Source organism: Kitasatospora sp. NPDC002040, assembly GCF_040296785.1.
Lineage (GTDB): Bacteria > Actinomycetota > Actinomycetes > Streptomycetales > Streptomycetaceae > Kitasatospora.
Genome location: NZ_JBEOXV010000023.1, coordinates 48,392 through 63,013 on the forward strand (window position 1 = coordinate 48,392; position 14,622 = coordinate 63,013).

Annotated in this window: 11 protein-coding genes; 5 read left to right on the forward strand and 6 right to left on the reverse strand. The window is 74.7% G+C overall.

Translation table 11 applies throughout. The features are described 5' to 3' along the window. The first annotated feature begins 115 nt into the window (after positions 1 to 115). Positions 116 to 670, forward strand: a complete 555-nt coding sequence (locus ABT118_RS30055) for a TetR/AcrR family transcriptional regulator (RefSeq protein WP_350675725.1) — start codon at positions 116 to 118, stop codon at positions 668 to 670. Then, on the forward strand, positions 667 to 2,214 hold the full coding sequence (locus tag ABT118_RS30060; protein WP_350675732.1) for an MFS transporter: 1,548 nt from the start codon (positions 667 to 669) through the stop codon (positions 2,212 to 2,214). Before ABT118_RS30055 ends, ABT118_RS30060 begins: the two co-directional genes overlap by 4 nt. A 7-nt stretch (positions 2,215 to 2,221) precedes the next feature. Here ABT118_RS30060 and ABT118_RS30065 read toward each other — a convergent pair whose 3' ends face one another. Further along, a complete protein-coding gene (locus ABT118_RS30065; protein WP_350675815.1) occupies positions 2,222 to 2,980 on the reverse strand; it encodes an SDR family oxidoreductase in 759 nt (252 codons plus the stop codon). 153 nt (positions 2,981 to 3,133) lie between these two features. Here ABT118_RS30065 and ABT118_RS30070 point away from each other — a divergent pair, with 153 nt between their 5' ends. Further along, positions 3,134 to 3,964 carry a helix-turn-helix domain-containing protein gene (locus ABT118_RS30070; protein ID WP_350675747.1) on the forward strand — a complete coding sequence of 277 codons (831 nt, stop codon included), beginning with the start codon at positions 3,134 to 3,136 and terminating at the stop codon, positions 3,962 to 3,964. A gap of 125 nt (positions 3,965 to 4,089) precedes the next feature. Here ABT118_RS30070 and ABT118_RS30075 read toward each other — a convergent pair whose 3' ends face one another. The 4 genes from ABT118_RS30075 to ABT118_RS30090 all read right to left on the reverse strand — a co-directional run bounded on the left by ABT118_RS30075 (position 4,090) and on the right by ABT118_RS30090 (position 9,580). Beyond that, positions 4,090 to 6,555, reverse strand: a complete 2,466-nt coding sequence (locus ABT118_RS30075) for a SpoIIE family protein phosphatase (protein ID WP_350675752.1) — start codon at positions 6,553 to 6,555, stop codon at positions 4,090 to 4,092. Positions 6,556 to 6,692: 137 nt separating this feature from the next. Beyond that, positions 6,693 to 7,301: a TetR/AcrR family transcriptional regulator gene (locus ABT118_RS30080; RefSeq protein ID WP_350675756.1), complete on the reverse strand. Its 609-nt coding sequence runs from the start codon at positions 7,299 to 7,301 to the stop codon at positions 6,693 to 6,695. 93 nt (positions 7,302 to 7,394) lie between these two features. Further along, positions 7,395 to 8,972: an AMP-binding protein gene (locus ABT118_RS30085; RefSeq protein ID WP_350675759.1), complete on the reverse strand. Its 1,578-nt coding sequence runs from the start codon at positions 8,970 to 8,972 to the stop codon at positions 7,395 to 7,397. Positions 8,973 to 9,064: 92 nt separating this feature from the next. Beyond that, positions 9,065 to 9,580 carry a GNAT family N-acetyltransferase gene (locus tag ABT118_RS30090; RefSeq protein ID WP_350675763.1) on the reverse strand — a complete coding sequence of 172 codons (516 nt, stop codon included), beginning with the start codon at positions 9,578 to 9,580 and terminating at the stop codon, positions 9,065 to 9,067. 590 nt (positions 9,581 to 10,170) lie between these two features. Between ABT118_RS30090 and ABT118_RS30095 the strand changes: the two genes are divergently transcribed. Next, the gene (locus ABT118_RS30095) at positions 10,171 to 12,882 is read left to right on the forward strand and encodes a LuxR C-terminal-related transcriptional regulator (RefSeq protein WP_350675767.1); all 2,712 of its coding nucleotides are present in this window, start codon (positions 10,171 to 10,173) and stop codon (positions 12,880 to 12,882) included. 227 nt (positions 12,883 to 13,109) lie between these two features. Beyond that, entirely contained in the window at positions 13,110 to 13,487 is a 378-nt protein-coding gene (locus tag ABT118_RS30100; RefSeq protein ID WP_350675770.1) for a hypothetical protein, read from the forward strand. 40 nt (positions 13,488 to 13,527) lie between these two features. Here the strand turns inward: ABT118_RS30100 and ABT118_RS30105 are convergent, their stop codons facing one another. Continuing rightward, a complete protein-coding gene (locus ABT118_RS30105) occupies positions 13,528 to 14,481 on the reverse strand; it encodes a collagenase (protein WP_350675773.1) in 954 nt (317 codons plus the stop codon). Positions 14,482 to 14,622: the final 141 nt, after the last annotated feature.

Sequence of the window (14,622 nt, forward strand, 5' to 3'; positions counted from 1 at the left end):
ACGGGCTAGGCCCGGAATGACCCTTGAGGTCGTTCCGGGCCTTTTTTGCGACCCGGCGTGAGATTCCGATGAAAAGAATGAGACATCCATGTCTCATGTGAGGTAGGGTCGGCGCATGGCCACCGACCGTGACTCCGTTCTCGAAGCCGCCGTCGGCGTGCTCTCCCGCCGTCCCACCGCCCACCTGGACGAGATCGCCCGGGCCGCCGGGATCAGCCGGGCCACCCTGCACCGGATATTTCCCGGCCGGGAGGCGCTGATCCGCGAGGTCGGTGCGCTCGGCCTGCGCAGGTTCGCCGCCGCGCTGGACACCGCGGACCTGGAGTCCGGCGACCCCCAGGCGGCGCTGCGCCGGCTGGTCGACGCGGTCGTCCCCGACGCGGCGCTCTGCGCCTTCCTCGCCGGGGAGAACCAGCTCTTCGACGACCCCGGCATCAACGAGCTCTGGGAGATCCAGGACGCCCGGGTCCGGGCCCTCTTCCTCCGCGGCCAGCAGCAGGGCGTGTTCCGGGTCGAACTCTCGGCCGGCTGGCTCAGCGAGGCCTTCTTCGACCTGGTGGCCGGCGTCGGCTGGGCCGTCCAGGACGGCCGCCTCGCCCCCCGTGACAGTGCCTACTCGCTCGCCGAGCTCTTCCTCGGCGGCGCCCTCAGGAGCCCTGAACAATCATGAGCACCACCCTCCGACCCGCCTCCAGGCAGCGCTGGGTCGGCCTCGCCGTCCTGGTGCTGGCGGTGACCCTGGTCGCGCTCGACGCGACCGTCCTCTCGCTCGCCCTGCCCTCGATCAGCGAGACCCTCCACCCCAGCGGCACCCAGCTGCTCTGGATCGGCGACAGCTACTCCTTCGTCCTGGCCGGGCTGCTGGTCAGCATGGGCGCGCTCAGCGACCGGATCGGCCGCAAGAAGCTGCTGCTGATCGGCTCCACCGCCTTCGGCGCCGCCTCCCTGCTGGCCGCCTACGCCCCCAGCGCCGGCTGGCTGATCGTGGCCCGGGCCCTGCTCGGTGTCGCGGGCGCCACCATCATGCCCTCCACCCTCTCGCTGATCCGCAGCCTCTTCCCGGACGCCCGGGAGCGGGCCACCGCGATCGGCATCTGGGGCGCGGGCGCCACCGCCGGCGCCGCGCTCGGCCCGGTGGTCGGCGGCGTGCTGCTGGAGCACTTCTGGTGGGGCTCGGTCTTCCTGCTCAACCTGCCGATCCTGGCCCTGCTGCTGGTGCTCGGCGCCTGGCTGCTGCCGGAGTCCAAGGACCCCAACCCCGGCCGCTGGGACGTGCTCAGCGTGCTGCTCTCGCTGTCCGGTGTGATCGCCGTGGTCTACGCGATCAAGGAGGCCGCCGCGGGCGGGCTCGGGCACTGGCCGGTGCCGGTCACCTTCGCCCTCGGCGCCCTCGCGCTGACCGTCTTCGTCCGGCGCCAACTCCGGCTGGAGACGCCGCTGCTGGACGTCCGGCTGTTCACCGACCGCAGGTTCACCGCGGCCGTGCTCGGCTCGCTCGCCTCGCTGATCGGCCTCTCCGGTGTGATCTTCTTCATGTCGCAGTACCTCCAACTGGTACGCGGCTACTCCCCCCTGACGGCCGGTCTGGCCGAGCTCCCCGCCTTCCTCGGCGCGGTGGTCGGCGGCCTGCTCACCGCCCGGCTGGCCCGCCGCGCGGGGGCCAGGGCCACCCTGGTCGGCGGCCTGCTGGTGATGGGCCTGGGCATCGCCGTGCTCGGCTGGGTCAAGCAGGACAGCAGCTACCTGGTCCTCGGCATCTCCTTCCTCGCCGTCGGCGCCGCCGAGGGCATCGTCTACACCCTCTCGGCCGACCTGGTGCTCACCGCCGCGCCCGCCGACCGGGCCGGTGCCGCCTCGGCGGTCTCCGAGACCGCGTACGAGCTCGGCACCGCGCTGGGCATCGCCCTGGTCGGCTCGGTGGTGACCGCCGTCTACGCGGCCTCCCTGGTCGCCCCGGCCGGGACCGACCCGGCGGTGGCGGCGCAGGCCGAGGAGTCGATCGGCAACGCGGTCGAGGCCGCCGGCGCCCTGCCCGGGCCGCTCGGCGACCAGCTCGCCGCCGCCGCCAGGACCGCCTTCGTGCACGGGATGAACATCGCCGCCTTCATCGCGGCGGCACTGCTGCTCGGCGCGGCCGCGTTCTCCTGGTACCTGCTCCGCCGCCGGGCCGGTGACACCAGCTCGGCGGACCGGCCCACCGAGCTGGTGCACTGACCCCGGCTCAGGCCCGGGTCGGCTGCACCAGGGTGTGGCTGAGGTTGACGTGCCGGGGGCGGCTGACGGTGTAGCCGATCAGGTCCGCGACGTCCTCGGCGCTCAGCACCGGCCCGGTCCGCATGGCCGTCCCGAGGTACGCCGCCAGCTCGGCGTTGTCGATGTGGCCGACGATCTCGGTGTCGGTCAGCCCGGGCTCCATCGCACTCACCCGGACCCCGCGCGGCCCGTACTCGGTCCGCAGCGAGGCGGACAGGTGGGTGACTGCCGCCTTGGTGGCGGCGTACACGGCGAAGGCCGGGAACGCCGTCCGGGCGGAGACCGAGGAGATGTTGACCAGGTCGGCCGCCCGGTCCTGCCCGCCGGCGGCCACCAGGTCCCCGCCGAAGGCGCGGATCACCCGCAGGGTGCCGGTGAGGTTGGTGTCGATCATGCGGGTCCACTCGTCCGACCGGCCCAGCTCGGCCGGGTTCGGCAGCGCCACCCCGGCGGCGTTGACCAGCAGGTCGACGCCGCCGAGGACCCGGTGGACGGTGGCGGCGGCCTGGTCGACCGACAACTGGTCGGTGATGTCGGCGGCCACCGCCAGCGCCGTACCGCCCTCGGCGGTGATCTTCGCGGCCAGCTCCTCCAGCCGGTCGGTGCGCCGCGCCAGCAGCGCCACCGCGGCACCGCCGGCCGCGAGCAGCCGGGCGGTCGCGGCACCGATGCCGCTGGCGGCTCCGGTGACCACGGCGGTACGTCCGGCCAGGGCGGGGTAGGTCATCTCGGTACGTCCTCGGGAGTCGGTGCGGGCGGCCCGCCGGGCGGCGGGCACGAGCTCCACCCTGGCTCCGGTCGGCCCGGCTGCCCAGGGCCGTTCCCGCCGTAGGTCCGGCAGGACCAGGCTCGGTTCGGCCGCGCGCCCTACGCTGTGGCCATGGAGAACGCACTGGGTGAGTTCCTGCGCTCGCGCCGCGCCCGCCTGCGACCGGAGGACCTCGGCCTGCCCAGCCACGGCCGCCGCCGGGTGCAGGGGCTGCGCCGGGAGGAGGTGGCCCAACTCGCCGGTGTGAGCGTGGACTACTACATCCGGCTGGAACAGGGGCGCCGCGGGCCCTCGGTGTCCGACTCGGTCCTCGGCGCGGTGGCCCGGGCGCTGGCCCTCGACGAGGTCGAGCGCCGCCACGTCTTCGACCTGGCCCGCCCGGCCGCGCCGCGCCCGTACCCGCAGCCGCCGGTCCGGGCCGGCCTGCGGGCGCTGCTGGCCGCGATGGACACGGCACCGGCGTTCGCGCTGGGCCACCGGATGCAGGTGCTGGCCTGGAACCCGCTGGCCGACGCGGTGCTGGGCTTCTCCGCCGTGCCGCAGGGCTACAACGCCGCCCGGCAGATCTTCCTCGACCCGGCTTCCACCGCGCTCTTCGCCCACTGGGGCGAGGTGGCCGCCGATGCCGTGGCCTACCTGCGGCTGGACGCGGGCCGCCGCCCGGACGACCCCGAACTCGCCGCCCTGATCGGCGAACTGTCGCGCCGCAGCGAGGAGTTCCGACGCCTCTGGGCGGTCCGGGAGGTCCGGGACAAGACCCACGGCCACAAGCTGATCCGCCACCCCCTGGTCGGGGAGCTGGCCTTCGGCTACGAGAGCCTGGTCCTCCCGGGCGACCCGGACGTCCTGGTGGTGGCCTACACCGCCGAGGCAAAGTCCGACACCGCCGCCCGCCTCGCCCTGCTGGCCAGCTGGACCGCCCGGCCCGTCCCTCAGCGGTAGTCGGGCTCCGTCCCGGCCCGGACCACCTTGCCATCCCTGGTCTGGCGCCTCCCCAGCGCCGGTCCGGCTCGCTGACCAGGTGCATGCCCCGGCCGCCTCGCCCTGCTGGAGGCCTGCCCCACCCCTCAGCGGTAGCGGTAGTCGAGCTCCATCTCGGCCCAGACCACCTTGCCGTCCCTGGTCTGGCGGGTCCCCCAGCGCTGGGCCAGCTCGCTGACCAGGTGCATGCCCCGGCCGCCCTCGTCCTCCTCGGCCGAGCTGCGGATCCGGGGCGCCTGGCTGCCCGAGTCGGCCACCTCGACGGTGAGCGTGCGGTCGCGGAACAGCCGCAGCCGCCGCGGTGCGTCGGCGTGCAGCAGGGCGTTCGTGACCAGCTCGCTGACCAGCAGTTCGGCGAAGTCGGACAGCGCCGTCAGGTCCCAGGCCTTGAGGGTGTCCCGGGTGAAGCGGCGGGCCAGGCTCGGGGCCGGGCCGACGCCGTCCAGCTGGAGGGTGGCGATCCGGTCCGCCGGGATCGGCAGCGCGCGCGCCATGATCATGGCGATGTCGTCCTCGGTGCCGTCCCGCACCAGCGCCGCCAGCGCCGCGTCGCAGCTCTCCTCCAGGGTCCGGCCCCGGCCGGCCAGGGTGTGCGAGAGCAGGCCGATGCCCTCGTCGATGTCCTGGCCCCGGCGCTCCACCAGGCCGTCGGTGTAGAGCGCCAGCAGGCTGCCCTCGCGGAGGGTGAACTCGGTGCTCTCGAACGCCACCCCGCCCACCCCGAGCGGGACGCCCGGCGGCAGGTAGAGCGCCCGCGCGGTGCCGTCGGGGGTGACCCGGATCGGCGGCAGGTGCCCGGCCGAGGCGACCGTGCAGGTGCCGTCCACCGGGTCGTAGACCGCGCAGATGCAGGTCGCGAACTGGCCCTCGCCGATGCCCGTCGCGGTCTCGTCCAGCCGGGTCAGCACCTGGTCCGGCGGCAGGTCCAGGGTGGCCAGCGTCCGTGCCACCGTGCGCAGCTGACCCATCGTCGCGGCGGCCCTGATGCCGTGGCCCATCACGTCGCCGACCACCAGCGCGACCCGTCCGCAGGACAGCGGCACCACGTCGAACCAGTCGCCGCCGACCTCGCTGACCACGCTGCTGGGCAGGTACCGGTAGGCGATCTCCAGGCCGATGGTGCGGTGGATCTCCTGCGGCAGCAGGCTGCGCTGCAGGGTCAGCGCGGTCTCCCGCTCGCGCCGGTACAGCCGGGCGTTGTCGAGCGCGATGGCGGTCCTGGCGACCAGCTCCTCCGCCAGCGCCACGTCGGCGGCGGTGAACGGCTCGGGGTTGCGCATCCGGACGAACTCCGAGCCGCCGAGCACCATGCCCCGGGCCAGGATCGGCACCATCAGGTAGGAGTGGATGCCCGCCTTGACCCCGGGCCCGACCCGGTCCGGCTCGTTGACCAGGGCCGCCAGCACCTTCTCGTCCACGTGCGGGCGCAGCAGCGGCCGGCCGCTGCGCAGGCACTCGGTGTAGACCCGCTTGGAGTCGTACTCCGAGGTCGCCCCGACCGCGTCCGCGGTGCCGGTCATGCCGGACTCGTACGCCTCGCCGACCGCGACCGCGCGCAGCAGGACTCCCCGGTCGGGCTGGAGGTGTGACGGTTCCTCACCCAGCAGCACGGGCTCCAGCAGGTCCACCGTGGCGAAGTCAGCGAACCTCGGGATGACCGCCTCGATCAGCTCCTCGGCGGTGCGCTTGAGGTCGAGCGTGGTGCCGATCCTGGCGGTGGCCTCGGCCAGCAGGGCCAGCCGCTCCTGGGCCCGGGAGGCCCGGGCCTCGGCCTGGAACCGCTCGGTCACGTCGATGATCGAGGAGCTGACCCCGAGCACCCGGCCGGTGGAGTCCTCCAGCCGGAAGTAGGAGGCGGACCAGGCCCGGTCCCGGCGCGGGTCGCCGGGGGTGCGGCCGTGCGAGCGGGCGTCCACCACGGGCCGGCCGGTGGCCAGCACCTGGCGCATCACCGCCTCGATCTCGGTGCTGTTGATGCCCGGCAGCACGGCGCCGATCGGCCGCCCGAGGTGTTCCTCCACCGGCAGGCCGTTGATCCTGGCCAGCGCGTCGTTCAGCCGGACGTAGCGCAGCTCGGTGTCGTACACCGCCATGCCGATCGGCGACTGGGTGAAGATGCCGTCCAGGACCGCGAGGTCGCCCTCGACCTGGCGCAGCGAGCCGACGTCGGAGGCGGTGGCCAGCAGCAGCCGGGCGCCGCCGGGGCCGACGATCGGGTAGGTGCGGAACTCCAGCTCCACCCGGCGGCCGTCCCGGTGCCGGATCGCGGAGACCCCGGACCAGCCCGTGCCGGACATGATCCGGCCGAACAGTTCGAAGACCGCGGCCCGGTCCTCCTCGGGCACCAGGAGCTGGCCGACGTAGCGGCCGACCGCCTCCTCGGCGGTGTAGCCGGTGAGGCCCTCGGCGTCCTCGCTCCAGTGCAGGATCCGGCCGTCGCCCTCGATCATGGCGGTCGCCAGCGGGACCAGCCGGTGCCCCTCCGGACGCGTGGAAGCGGCACCCGCCGCTGGGCCGGTGCCGTCCGGGACGTTGCGCTCGCTGCCTTGCATGATCAGGGGATCACCTGTCAGGTACCTTCCCCGGTGGGGCCGGGGCGAATCGGCTTCCACCAGACTGCACGGCGGTGGAGAGGGCGGCTACTGCTGGTCCGTCAGGTGGGGTAACACCGTGGGGACGGCTGAGCCTCTCAGGTGATCAGGACGGCGTCCAGGGTTTTGGCCCACTGGCGGACGACTCCGGCCCGGCGGGGCCCGTCGTCGGTGAGCAGATTGGCCAGCCCGAGGCCGCGCGCCAGGTCCAGCGTCGCCTGCACGGTCTCCCTGGCACCGGGGTGGGACTCGTCCGCGCCGAGGAACTCGACCGCCGCCCGGTGCGCCTCCCGGCCGAGGTGGTTCTCCAGCGCGACGATCCGCTCGCGCAGCACCGGCTCGGTGGCGGCCGCCACCCACAGGTGCAGCGCGGCCCGGAACAGCGGGCCGGTGTAGAGCCGGACGATCAGCTCGACCACGGCCTCGGTGCGGGCCGTGCCCGGTGGCGGCAGCCGCTCGGTGTCGGCCCGGACGGCGGCCAGCCGCTCGTCGGTGACGTACTCGACGGCGGCGGTGAACAGGTCCTCCCGGGTCGGGAAGTGGTGCTGGGCCGCGCCCCGGGTGACCCCGGCCCGCTCGGCCACCACCGCGACCGTGCTGCCGTTCCAGCCCAGCTCGGCCAGGCACTCCACGGCGGCCTCCAGCAGCCTCCGGCGGGTGGCGCGACTGCGGTCCTGCTGCGGGGTACGAGCGGACTGGGTGGTCATACCGGCCTTTCTCCGTTGCCTCGGGCCGTGCTGCCCGGGGCGCGGGCACCGCGATCCCGCCGATCCTGCCAGACCGGCGGGGCCGCGGGCGGCTCAGGTGCGGTCGCGCAGTTGGCGGCGGAGGATCTTCCCGGCCGCCGACTTGGGCACCGCGTCCACGAACTCGACCGCCCTGACCTTCTTGTACGGCGCCACCCGCCCGGCCACGAAGTCGGCGACCTGCTGCTCCGTCAGAGCGCTGCCGGGGGTGCGGACCACGAAGGCCTTGGGCCGCTCCTCGCCGTCCGCCCCGGTCACGCCGATCACGGCGGCGTCGGCGACGTCCGGGTGGGTCAGCAGCAGCGCCTCCAGTTCGGCGGGGGCGACCTGGTAGCCCTTGTACTTGATCAGCTCCTTCACCCGGTCCACCACGAACAGGTAGCCGCGCTCGTCCACCACGCCGACGTCGCCGGTGTGCAGCCAGCCGTCCGGGTCGATCATGGCGTCGGTCTCGCTCTGGCGGCCGAAGTACCCCTGCATCACCTGCGGCCCCCGGAACAGGATCTCGCCCCGCTCTCCGGCGCCGAGCTCGGTGCCGGAGCCGTCCAGCGCGATGATCCGCAGCTCGGTGGAGGCGACCAGCCGGCCGACCGTCCCGGGCGGCGGGTCCAGGTCGTCCAGCGGCACCACGTGGGTGACGGGCGAGAGCTCGGTCATCCCGTAGCCCTGGTGGATCCGGTCCAGGCCGAGCCGGGCGGCGGCCGCGGCGGCGAGCTCGGCGTCCAGCGGGGCGGCGGCGCTCAGCACGTAGCGGATCGAGGACAGGTCGAAGCTGTCGACCAGCGGGTGCTTCGCCAGCGCCAGCACGATCGGCGGGGCCACGAAGACGCCCTCGATCCGCTGGTCCTGGATCGTGCGCAGGAACTGCTCCAGGTCGAACCTCGGCAGCACCACCACGGTCGAGCCGCACCGCAGCGGGTGGTTGAGCAGCGCGCTCAGTCCGTAGATGTGGAAGAACGGCAGTACCGCCAGGATCCGCTCGCCCCGTCCGGTGGCGTGCACGGAGTCGGTCTGCACCAGGTTGCTGCTGATGTTGCGGTGGCTCAGCATCACGCCCTTGGGCAGCCCGGTGGTGCCGCTGGAGTACGGCAGCACCGCGATGTCGGTGGCCGGGTCGATCGCCGGGGCGGGCTCGGGGCCGGTGCAGGCGGTCAGGTCGGCCAGCGAGCGGTGGCCCTCGGCCTGGTCGCAGACGAAGATCTCGGCGATCGGACTCCCCTCCGCCGCAAGCGACTTGGCCGCCTCGGTGGCGACCGGGAGGAAGTACGAGACGGTGACGATCCAGCGCGCCCCGCTGTCGCGGAGCTGCCCGGCCAGCTCGGCCGCGGTGGTGAGCGAGCTGACCGTGGTGACGGTGGCGCCCGCCCGGGTGGCGCCGTAGAAGGCGATCGGGTAGGCGACGGTGTTCGGGCTGTAGAGCGCGATCACGTCGCCCTTGCGCACCCCGGCCTCGGCCAGCCCCGCCGCGAACCGGCGGCTGGCGCCGTCCAGTTGGGCGTAGCTGATGGACTGTCCGGTGACACCGTCGACCAGCGCGGGTAGGTCCGCGTGCGCGGCGATGCCGCCGAGCACCGCGTCGTGGATCGGCAGGTCGAGCGGCTCGATGTCGGGGTAGTCGCTGCGGAACGCCATGCATGCCTCCGGGGCGGACGCTGGGTGGAGCGGGCTCCCCCAGGGTGACGGCTGGCGGCCGCCACCGACAGAGTGCCGACACGGCTTCCCGGTCAGACCGGGTCGAACGCCTGCGGGTAGACGAAGTCGCCGCGCAGGGACGGCCGGTAGGCGGCCAGCGGACGCACCTGGAAGAACCGGCCCCAGGTCGGGTCGGGGGCGGCGATGCCGTACTCGGTGCTGGGCCGGAAGCCGTACCGGCCGTAGTACTCGGGGCTGCCCAGCAGGGCCACCAGCGGCTCCCCGAGGGCGTCCGCCCCGCCGATCACGGCGTGCACCAGCGCCAGGCCCACGCCGCGCCGCTGGTGCGCCGGGAGCACGCTGATCGGGCCGAGCCCGACCACCGGCTCACCGTCCACCCGGGCCCGGCTGCACACCACGTGGCCGATCACCGCACCGTCCGCGCCGATGGCGACCATCGACAGCTCCGGCATCCAGGCGGGGCCGGCCCGCAGTCGGTCGAGCAGCGCGGCCTCCATCGGCTCCAGGGTCTCGCTCCTGGCGAAGGCGACCACGGTGACGGCACGGACGGCGGCCGTGTCGGCGGGGGTTTCTCGTCTGATCAGCACCGGCCCAGTGTGGGCTCAGCACCCGTGCCGCGCAACGGAGTTACCGCCGTCCGACGACCGCCGCCGAGCCGGTGCGGACCGGACCGGAACCGATTGATTGCGTATCCGGATCTTGCCCGCCCGGATGGCGGCGGCGCCCCCCGCCGTCCTAGATTCCAGGTGTCGCCGACCGGACGTGCGGGAACAGCAGGGGACCCCTGACGCCGCCTCGGTCGTCGGTACCGTGCCCGGGGAAGCGGGCCGAGCCGAGCGCGCCCCCTTCCGGCTCACCCTGCCGACCGGCGACGCGGTCCGCCTCCCGGGAACCGGCCGTACGCGGCCCTCCACCGGTTGGCACGCGGGCTCCTCCGCCTCCCCGGGCACGCCTCTTCCGTGACCCTCCCCCATGCCGGTGTGTACGGCCACGCCGCCCGGTCCGTCAGCAGCCCGCGCCCGGGGCCGGCCGGCGTACCGGCCACCCCGGTCCCTGCCCGGGTGGGACAATCAGCGGGTGTTCGACGGGGCACGCAGGATGCGTCACGCGTCCGTCCCGCGCGCTCGGGCGCCGCGTGCCACCGGCGGTCCCGGGGCCGAGAGCGAGAAGGCAAGGCATGAAGACGACGGACGACACCGGCTGGCCGGCCGTGCTGCGTCGCGGCCTCGCCCCGGCCGGAGCCGGGCCGGTGCTCCTGCTGGTGGAGGGCGCCGCCGGAACGGGGAAGAGCCACCTGCTGGCCGGGCTCGGCGCCCTGCCCGAGGCGGCGGACGCGACCCTGGTACGCGGGCGGTGCGGAGCCGCGCGGCCGCAGTGGCCCGAGCTGCCCCGGGAGGGCCCGGTGCTGCTGCTGGTGGACGACGTGCACCGGGCGGACCGGCGGGAGCGGGAGTGGCTGCGCGGGCTGCTGACGGATCCGTGGCCCGGCCTGGCGGCCGTGCTCGCGTACCGTCCCGAGGAACTGGCCCTGGCCGGACTGCCGTTGGGGGCACCGGCGGTGGGGTACCCGCCCGAGCTGACGGTGCTGCGCCACCGGACGACCGGCTGGGACGAGGAGCGGGTGCGGCTGGCAGTGGCGCGCAGCGCGCCCGGTGAGCAGTGGACGGACGAGGCGCTCGCCCGGCTGTACGAGGTCACCGGGGGCGTGCCCCAGGTGGTCGTCGACCTGCTGGCGGCCGTTCGCGTGAGCCCGGGCGGGCAGCGCACGGCCGAGGACGTGGACGCGGCCGGCGTCCCGGTGCGCCTCGCCGAACTGGTCCTCGGCCGGACCGCCGCGCTCCGGCCCGCGGACCGGCCGATCGTCTGGGCGGCCGCGGTGCTGGCGGAGCCCGCAGGGCGGCACGAACTGGTCGCCGTGTCCGGACTCGGTGCGGAGCGCGGCCGGGAGGCGCTGCTCGCCGCACTGGCGGGCGCCGCGCTGACGGACCTCGCGGAGGGCCGCTACGGGCTGCCCGTCCCGCTCGCCGCGTCCGCCGCCGGCGCTGCCGTGCCCGGTCCGCTGCGGGAGGAGATGCACGCGCGGGCCGGGGCGGCCCTGGCCCGCAGGGAGCCGGTGCCGTGGGACGCCGTGGCCGGGCACCGCAGGGCGGCCGGCCAGGTCCGCGGCTGGTTGGAGGCCGTGGAGCGGGCCGCCAGGGACGCCGCGGAGGCGGGCCGCCACCAGCACGCGATCGGCCTGCTGGAGGAGACCCTCGCCTCCTCCCGGGTCCCGCCGCGGGTCCGGGCCCGGCTCGCCCCGCTGCTGGCCGGCAGCGCCGTGGTGGCCCTGCGTTCGGACCAGACCGTCGAGGTGCTGACCCAGCTCGTCCGGGACCCCTCGCTGCCCGTCACCGTACGCGGCGAGCTGCGGCTGGACCTGGCGCTGATGCTGTGCAACCAGCTCGGCAGGTTCTCCGTCGGCTGCCAGGAACTGGCGCTCGCCGCGACCGAGCTGCACGACACCCGCCCCGACCTGGCCGGCCGTGCGATGGCCGCGCTGGCGTTCCCGTACTGGCCCGCCCCGTCCATCGACACGAACCGGGACTGGCTGCGCAAGGCCGTCGCGGCCGCCGACGCGAGCGGGAGCGACGCCACCCGGGCGGCCGTGCTCACCAACCGGACCACCTTCGCGATGTGCTGCGGTGACCACGACGCCTGGGACCTCGTCCGGTCGCTGCCCACCGACAGCCCGGACCGGGCGGTCCGGCAGCACGCGGCGCGGGGCCTGTGCAACGCGGCCGACGCCGCGGTGTGGCTCGGTCTGTACCAGCGGGCGGAGGAGCTGCTGGCGGAGGGCCTCGACCTGTCCGCCGAGAGCGGCGCCCCGTACACCGAGCACACCGCGTTCGGCACCCGGCTGCTGGTGCAGTGGTGGACCGGCCGTTGGGCCGGCCTGGCCGAGCGGTGCGAGCGGTTCGTGGCCGCCACCGCCGACATGCCCCTGATCGCCTCGGACGCCCGCATGGTGCTGGGCCTGCTCGCCTTCGGGCAGGGCGACTGGGGTGCGGCGGTCGGCTGGCTGTCCGGCCAGGAGTCGATCGGGCCCGAGAACCTGCCCGCGCCGCTGGCCGCCACCGTGTCGGGCGCGCTCGTCCGCCTGGCGCTGGCCCGCCAGGACCTGCCCGCCGCCGCCGAGCAGGCCCGCGCGGCCTGGTCCGACGTGGCCCGCAAGGGCGTCTGGGCCTGGGCGGCCGAGCTCGCCCCCTGGGCGGTGGAGGCGGTCGCCCGCGCGGGCGACCTGCCGGGCGCCCGCGCCATGGTGCGGGACTTCGGCCGGGGAGTCGAGGGGCGCGAGATCCCGGTCGCCGCTGCCGCGCTGCTGTGGAGCCGGGCCGCGCTGGCGGAGGCCGAGCACGAACCGGTCGAGGCCGCCCGGCTGTACCGGGAGGCGGCCACCGCCTACGCGGCGCTGCCCCGGCCGTACGCCCGCGTGCTGACCCTGGAGGGCGCGGCCCGCTGCCTGCTCGGGGCACGTCCCGAGCCGCCCGAGGGGGCGCCGGCGCAGGACGCCCCGGCGGATGGCGGGACGGAGCGACTGGTCGCCGAACTGGAGGACTGCACCGAGCAGTTCAACGACCTCGGCGCCGTCTGGGACGCCGCCCGCACCCGCGCCCTGCTGCGCACCGTCCAGCCCGCGAAGAAGGGCCGCCCACCGGGTCGGCCCTCGCACGCGGACGAGCTCTCGCCGCGCGAGAGCGAGGTGGCGGAACTGGCCGGCGCCGGGCTGACCAACCGTGAGATCGCGGCGACCCTGCACCTGTCCCCCCGGACCGTCGAGCAGCACATCGCCCGCGCCATGCGCAAGACCGGCACCCTCTCCCGCCACGACCTCGTCCGGCGCCGTCGCTGACCGCTCGGACCTCGCCGCCGTGGGTGGAGCGCGATCCCGGGTGGGACGCCGGGATTAAACAGGTATGCCGGTTGTCCCCGACCCGTATGTTTCCCCGCGCCGTCGCCGCCTACGGTGGCCCCAGCTGGCAGAACGGGCTCCGGTCCGTACCCGGAGCCCCCGCCCACCACGAGGCCCCCGGGCCCGGTCAGCCCCGACCGACCGGTGCGACCGAGGGAGACGACGTCGTGGAGCAGCCCTACTACCAGGTCAACGTCCCCATCGGAGATTCCGCCCGGCCCGGGCAACGCGGCTTCCACCTCCTCACCGGCGTGGCCGGCACCGGAGCGCAGGCACTGCAGTTGGCGCGCGAGACGTGTGAGGCGGCGCTCGCCGCGCAGGAGGCCGGTGATCCGATCCCCCGGCGCGGCCCCGACGGCTGGGGTGCGCGCGGAGTGCGCCCCGGTTGGACGTTCGACTGGCCAGCGGCCTCGGTGACGCCGTGGGACTGCACCGGCCTCGCCCGTCCGTACGACTCGTCGGTCCGCACCCGCCCGGGGGCCGTCGTCAGCTCCGAGCCCGGTACCGGCCATCTGCCGTCGACCGGACCCGTCGGTGACAGGTGAGGCGAGGACACGGCGGACGCTCGGCCGGCCGGGTCGTCGGTCAGGTGAGCAGCCAGGCCCTGAAGTCGGCGTCGTAGCGGGAGTTGATGGTCTGCTTGAGGTACGTGCGCGCCGCCTGCCAGTTGCCGGTGCGGTAGTAGCCGAGCACCTTCGCCACGTCGGCCGGCCGCTGCTCCATCAGGTAGTAGACGGCCAGGTAGCCCCAGGCGTAGATCCGGTTCTGGTCGTCCTGCTGGGTGGTGTCGAACAGCGTGCTCAGCGCGTAGGTCTGCTTGCGGGCCTCACCGGCGGCCCAGGTGTTCTGCTTGCCGAGGTAGCCGTACGAGACGTACTCCGCCAGGCCCTCGATCCACCACAGGGTGGGGGTCGAGATGTTGGCGTTCCAGTCGCCGTACATGTCGTACCGGCCGTCGAGGTAGTGCGTGTACTCGTGGTTGAGGTTCTTGATGGTGAACGCGGACAGCGTGTCGTCCCGGTAGGTGACGAAGCGGGCCTGGTTGCCGGAGACGGCCGGATTGCCCTCCATGTACACCCCGCCCCCGCTGGTGTTGGCCCCGAACAGGTAGCCGGCCAGCCGCACGTACTCGGAGCGGGAGTCGAACACGTCGACCTCCAGCTGCGTGTTCACGTCGTAGGCCACCGGCTTCCCGCTGTCCTTGACGACCTGGTGGAAGTAGGCGTCCTGACCGGCGAGCGAGGTGCAGATGGCCTGGAGCTGCTGGGTGGTCATCCGCTGCGCCTTGATCCGCAGGGCACTGCTGCAGGTGTAGCTGACGGGCAGATACGCGTCGGCGCCCTGGGCCGCGGCCGGAGCGGGCGCGGCGGTGCGGACGGCGGGCAGGGCGGGACCGGCAGGACCGGCGAAGGCCGGGACAGCGGCGGAGGATGCGGTACGTGCCGACGCCGGAGCGACGACGAGGGCCGGGGCGGCGCTCAGCGCCAGCACCGCGACTGCGGCCTTCACCAGCGACCGGCGGGCCGAGACTGCGGACATGGTTCTCCTTCGAGGTGGGGGCGGCCGACCCGGGTGGGGCCGTGGTCGGCGCACGGGGCAGGGCGGTACGGGCCGCCGAGTGGTTGAACTGTGCTGGGCCCCGGGATGCGCGGACAATGCGGTACGGCCGGAATCCGGATA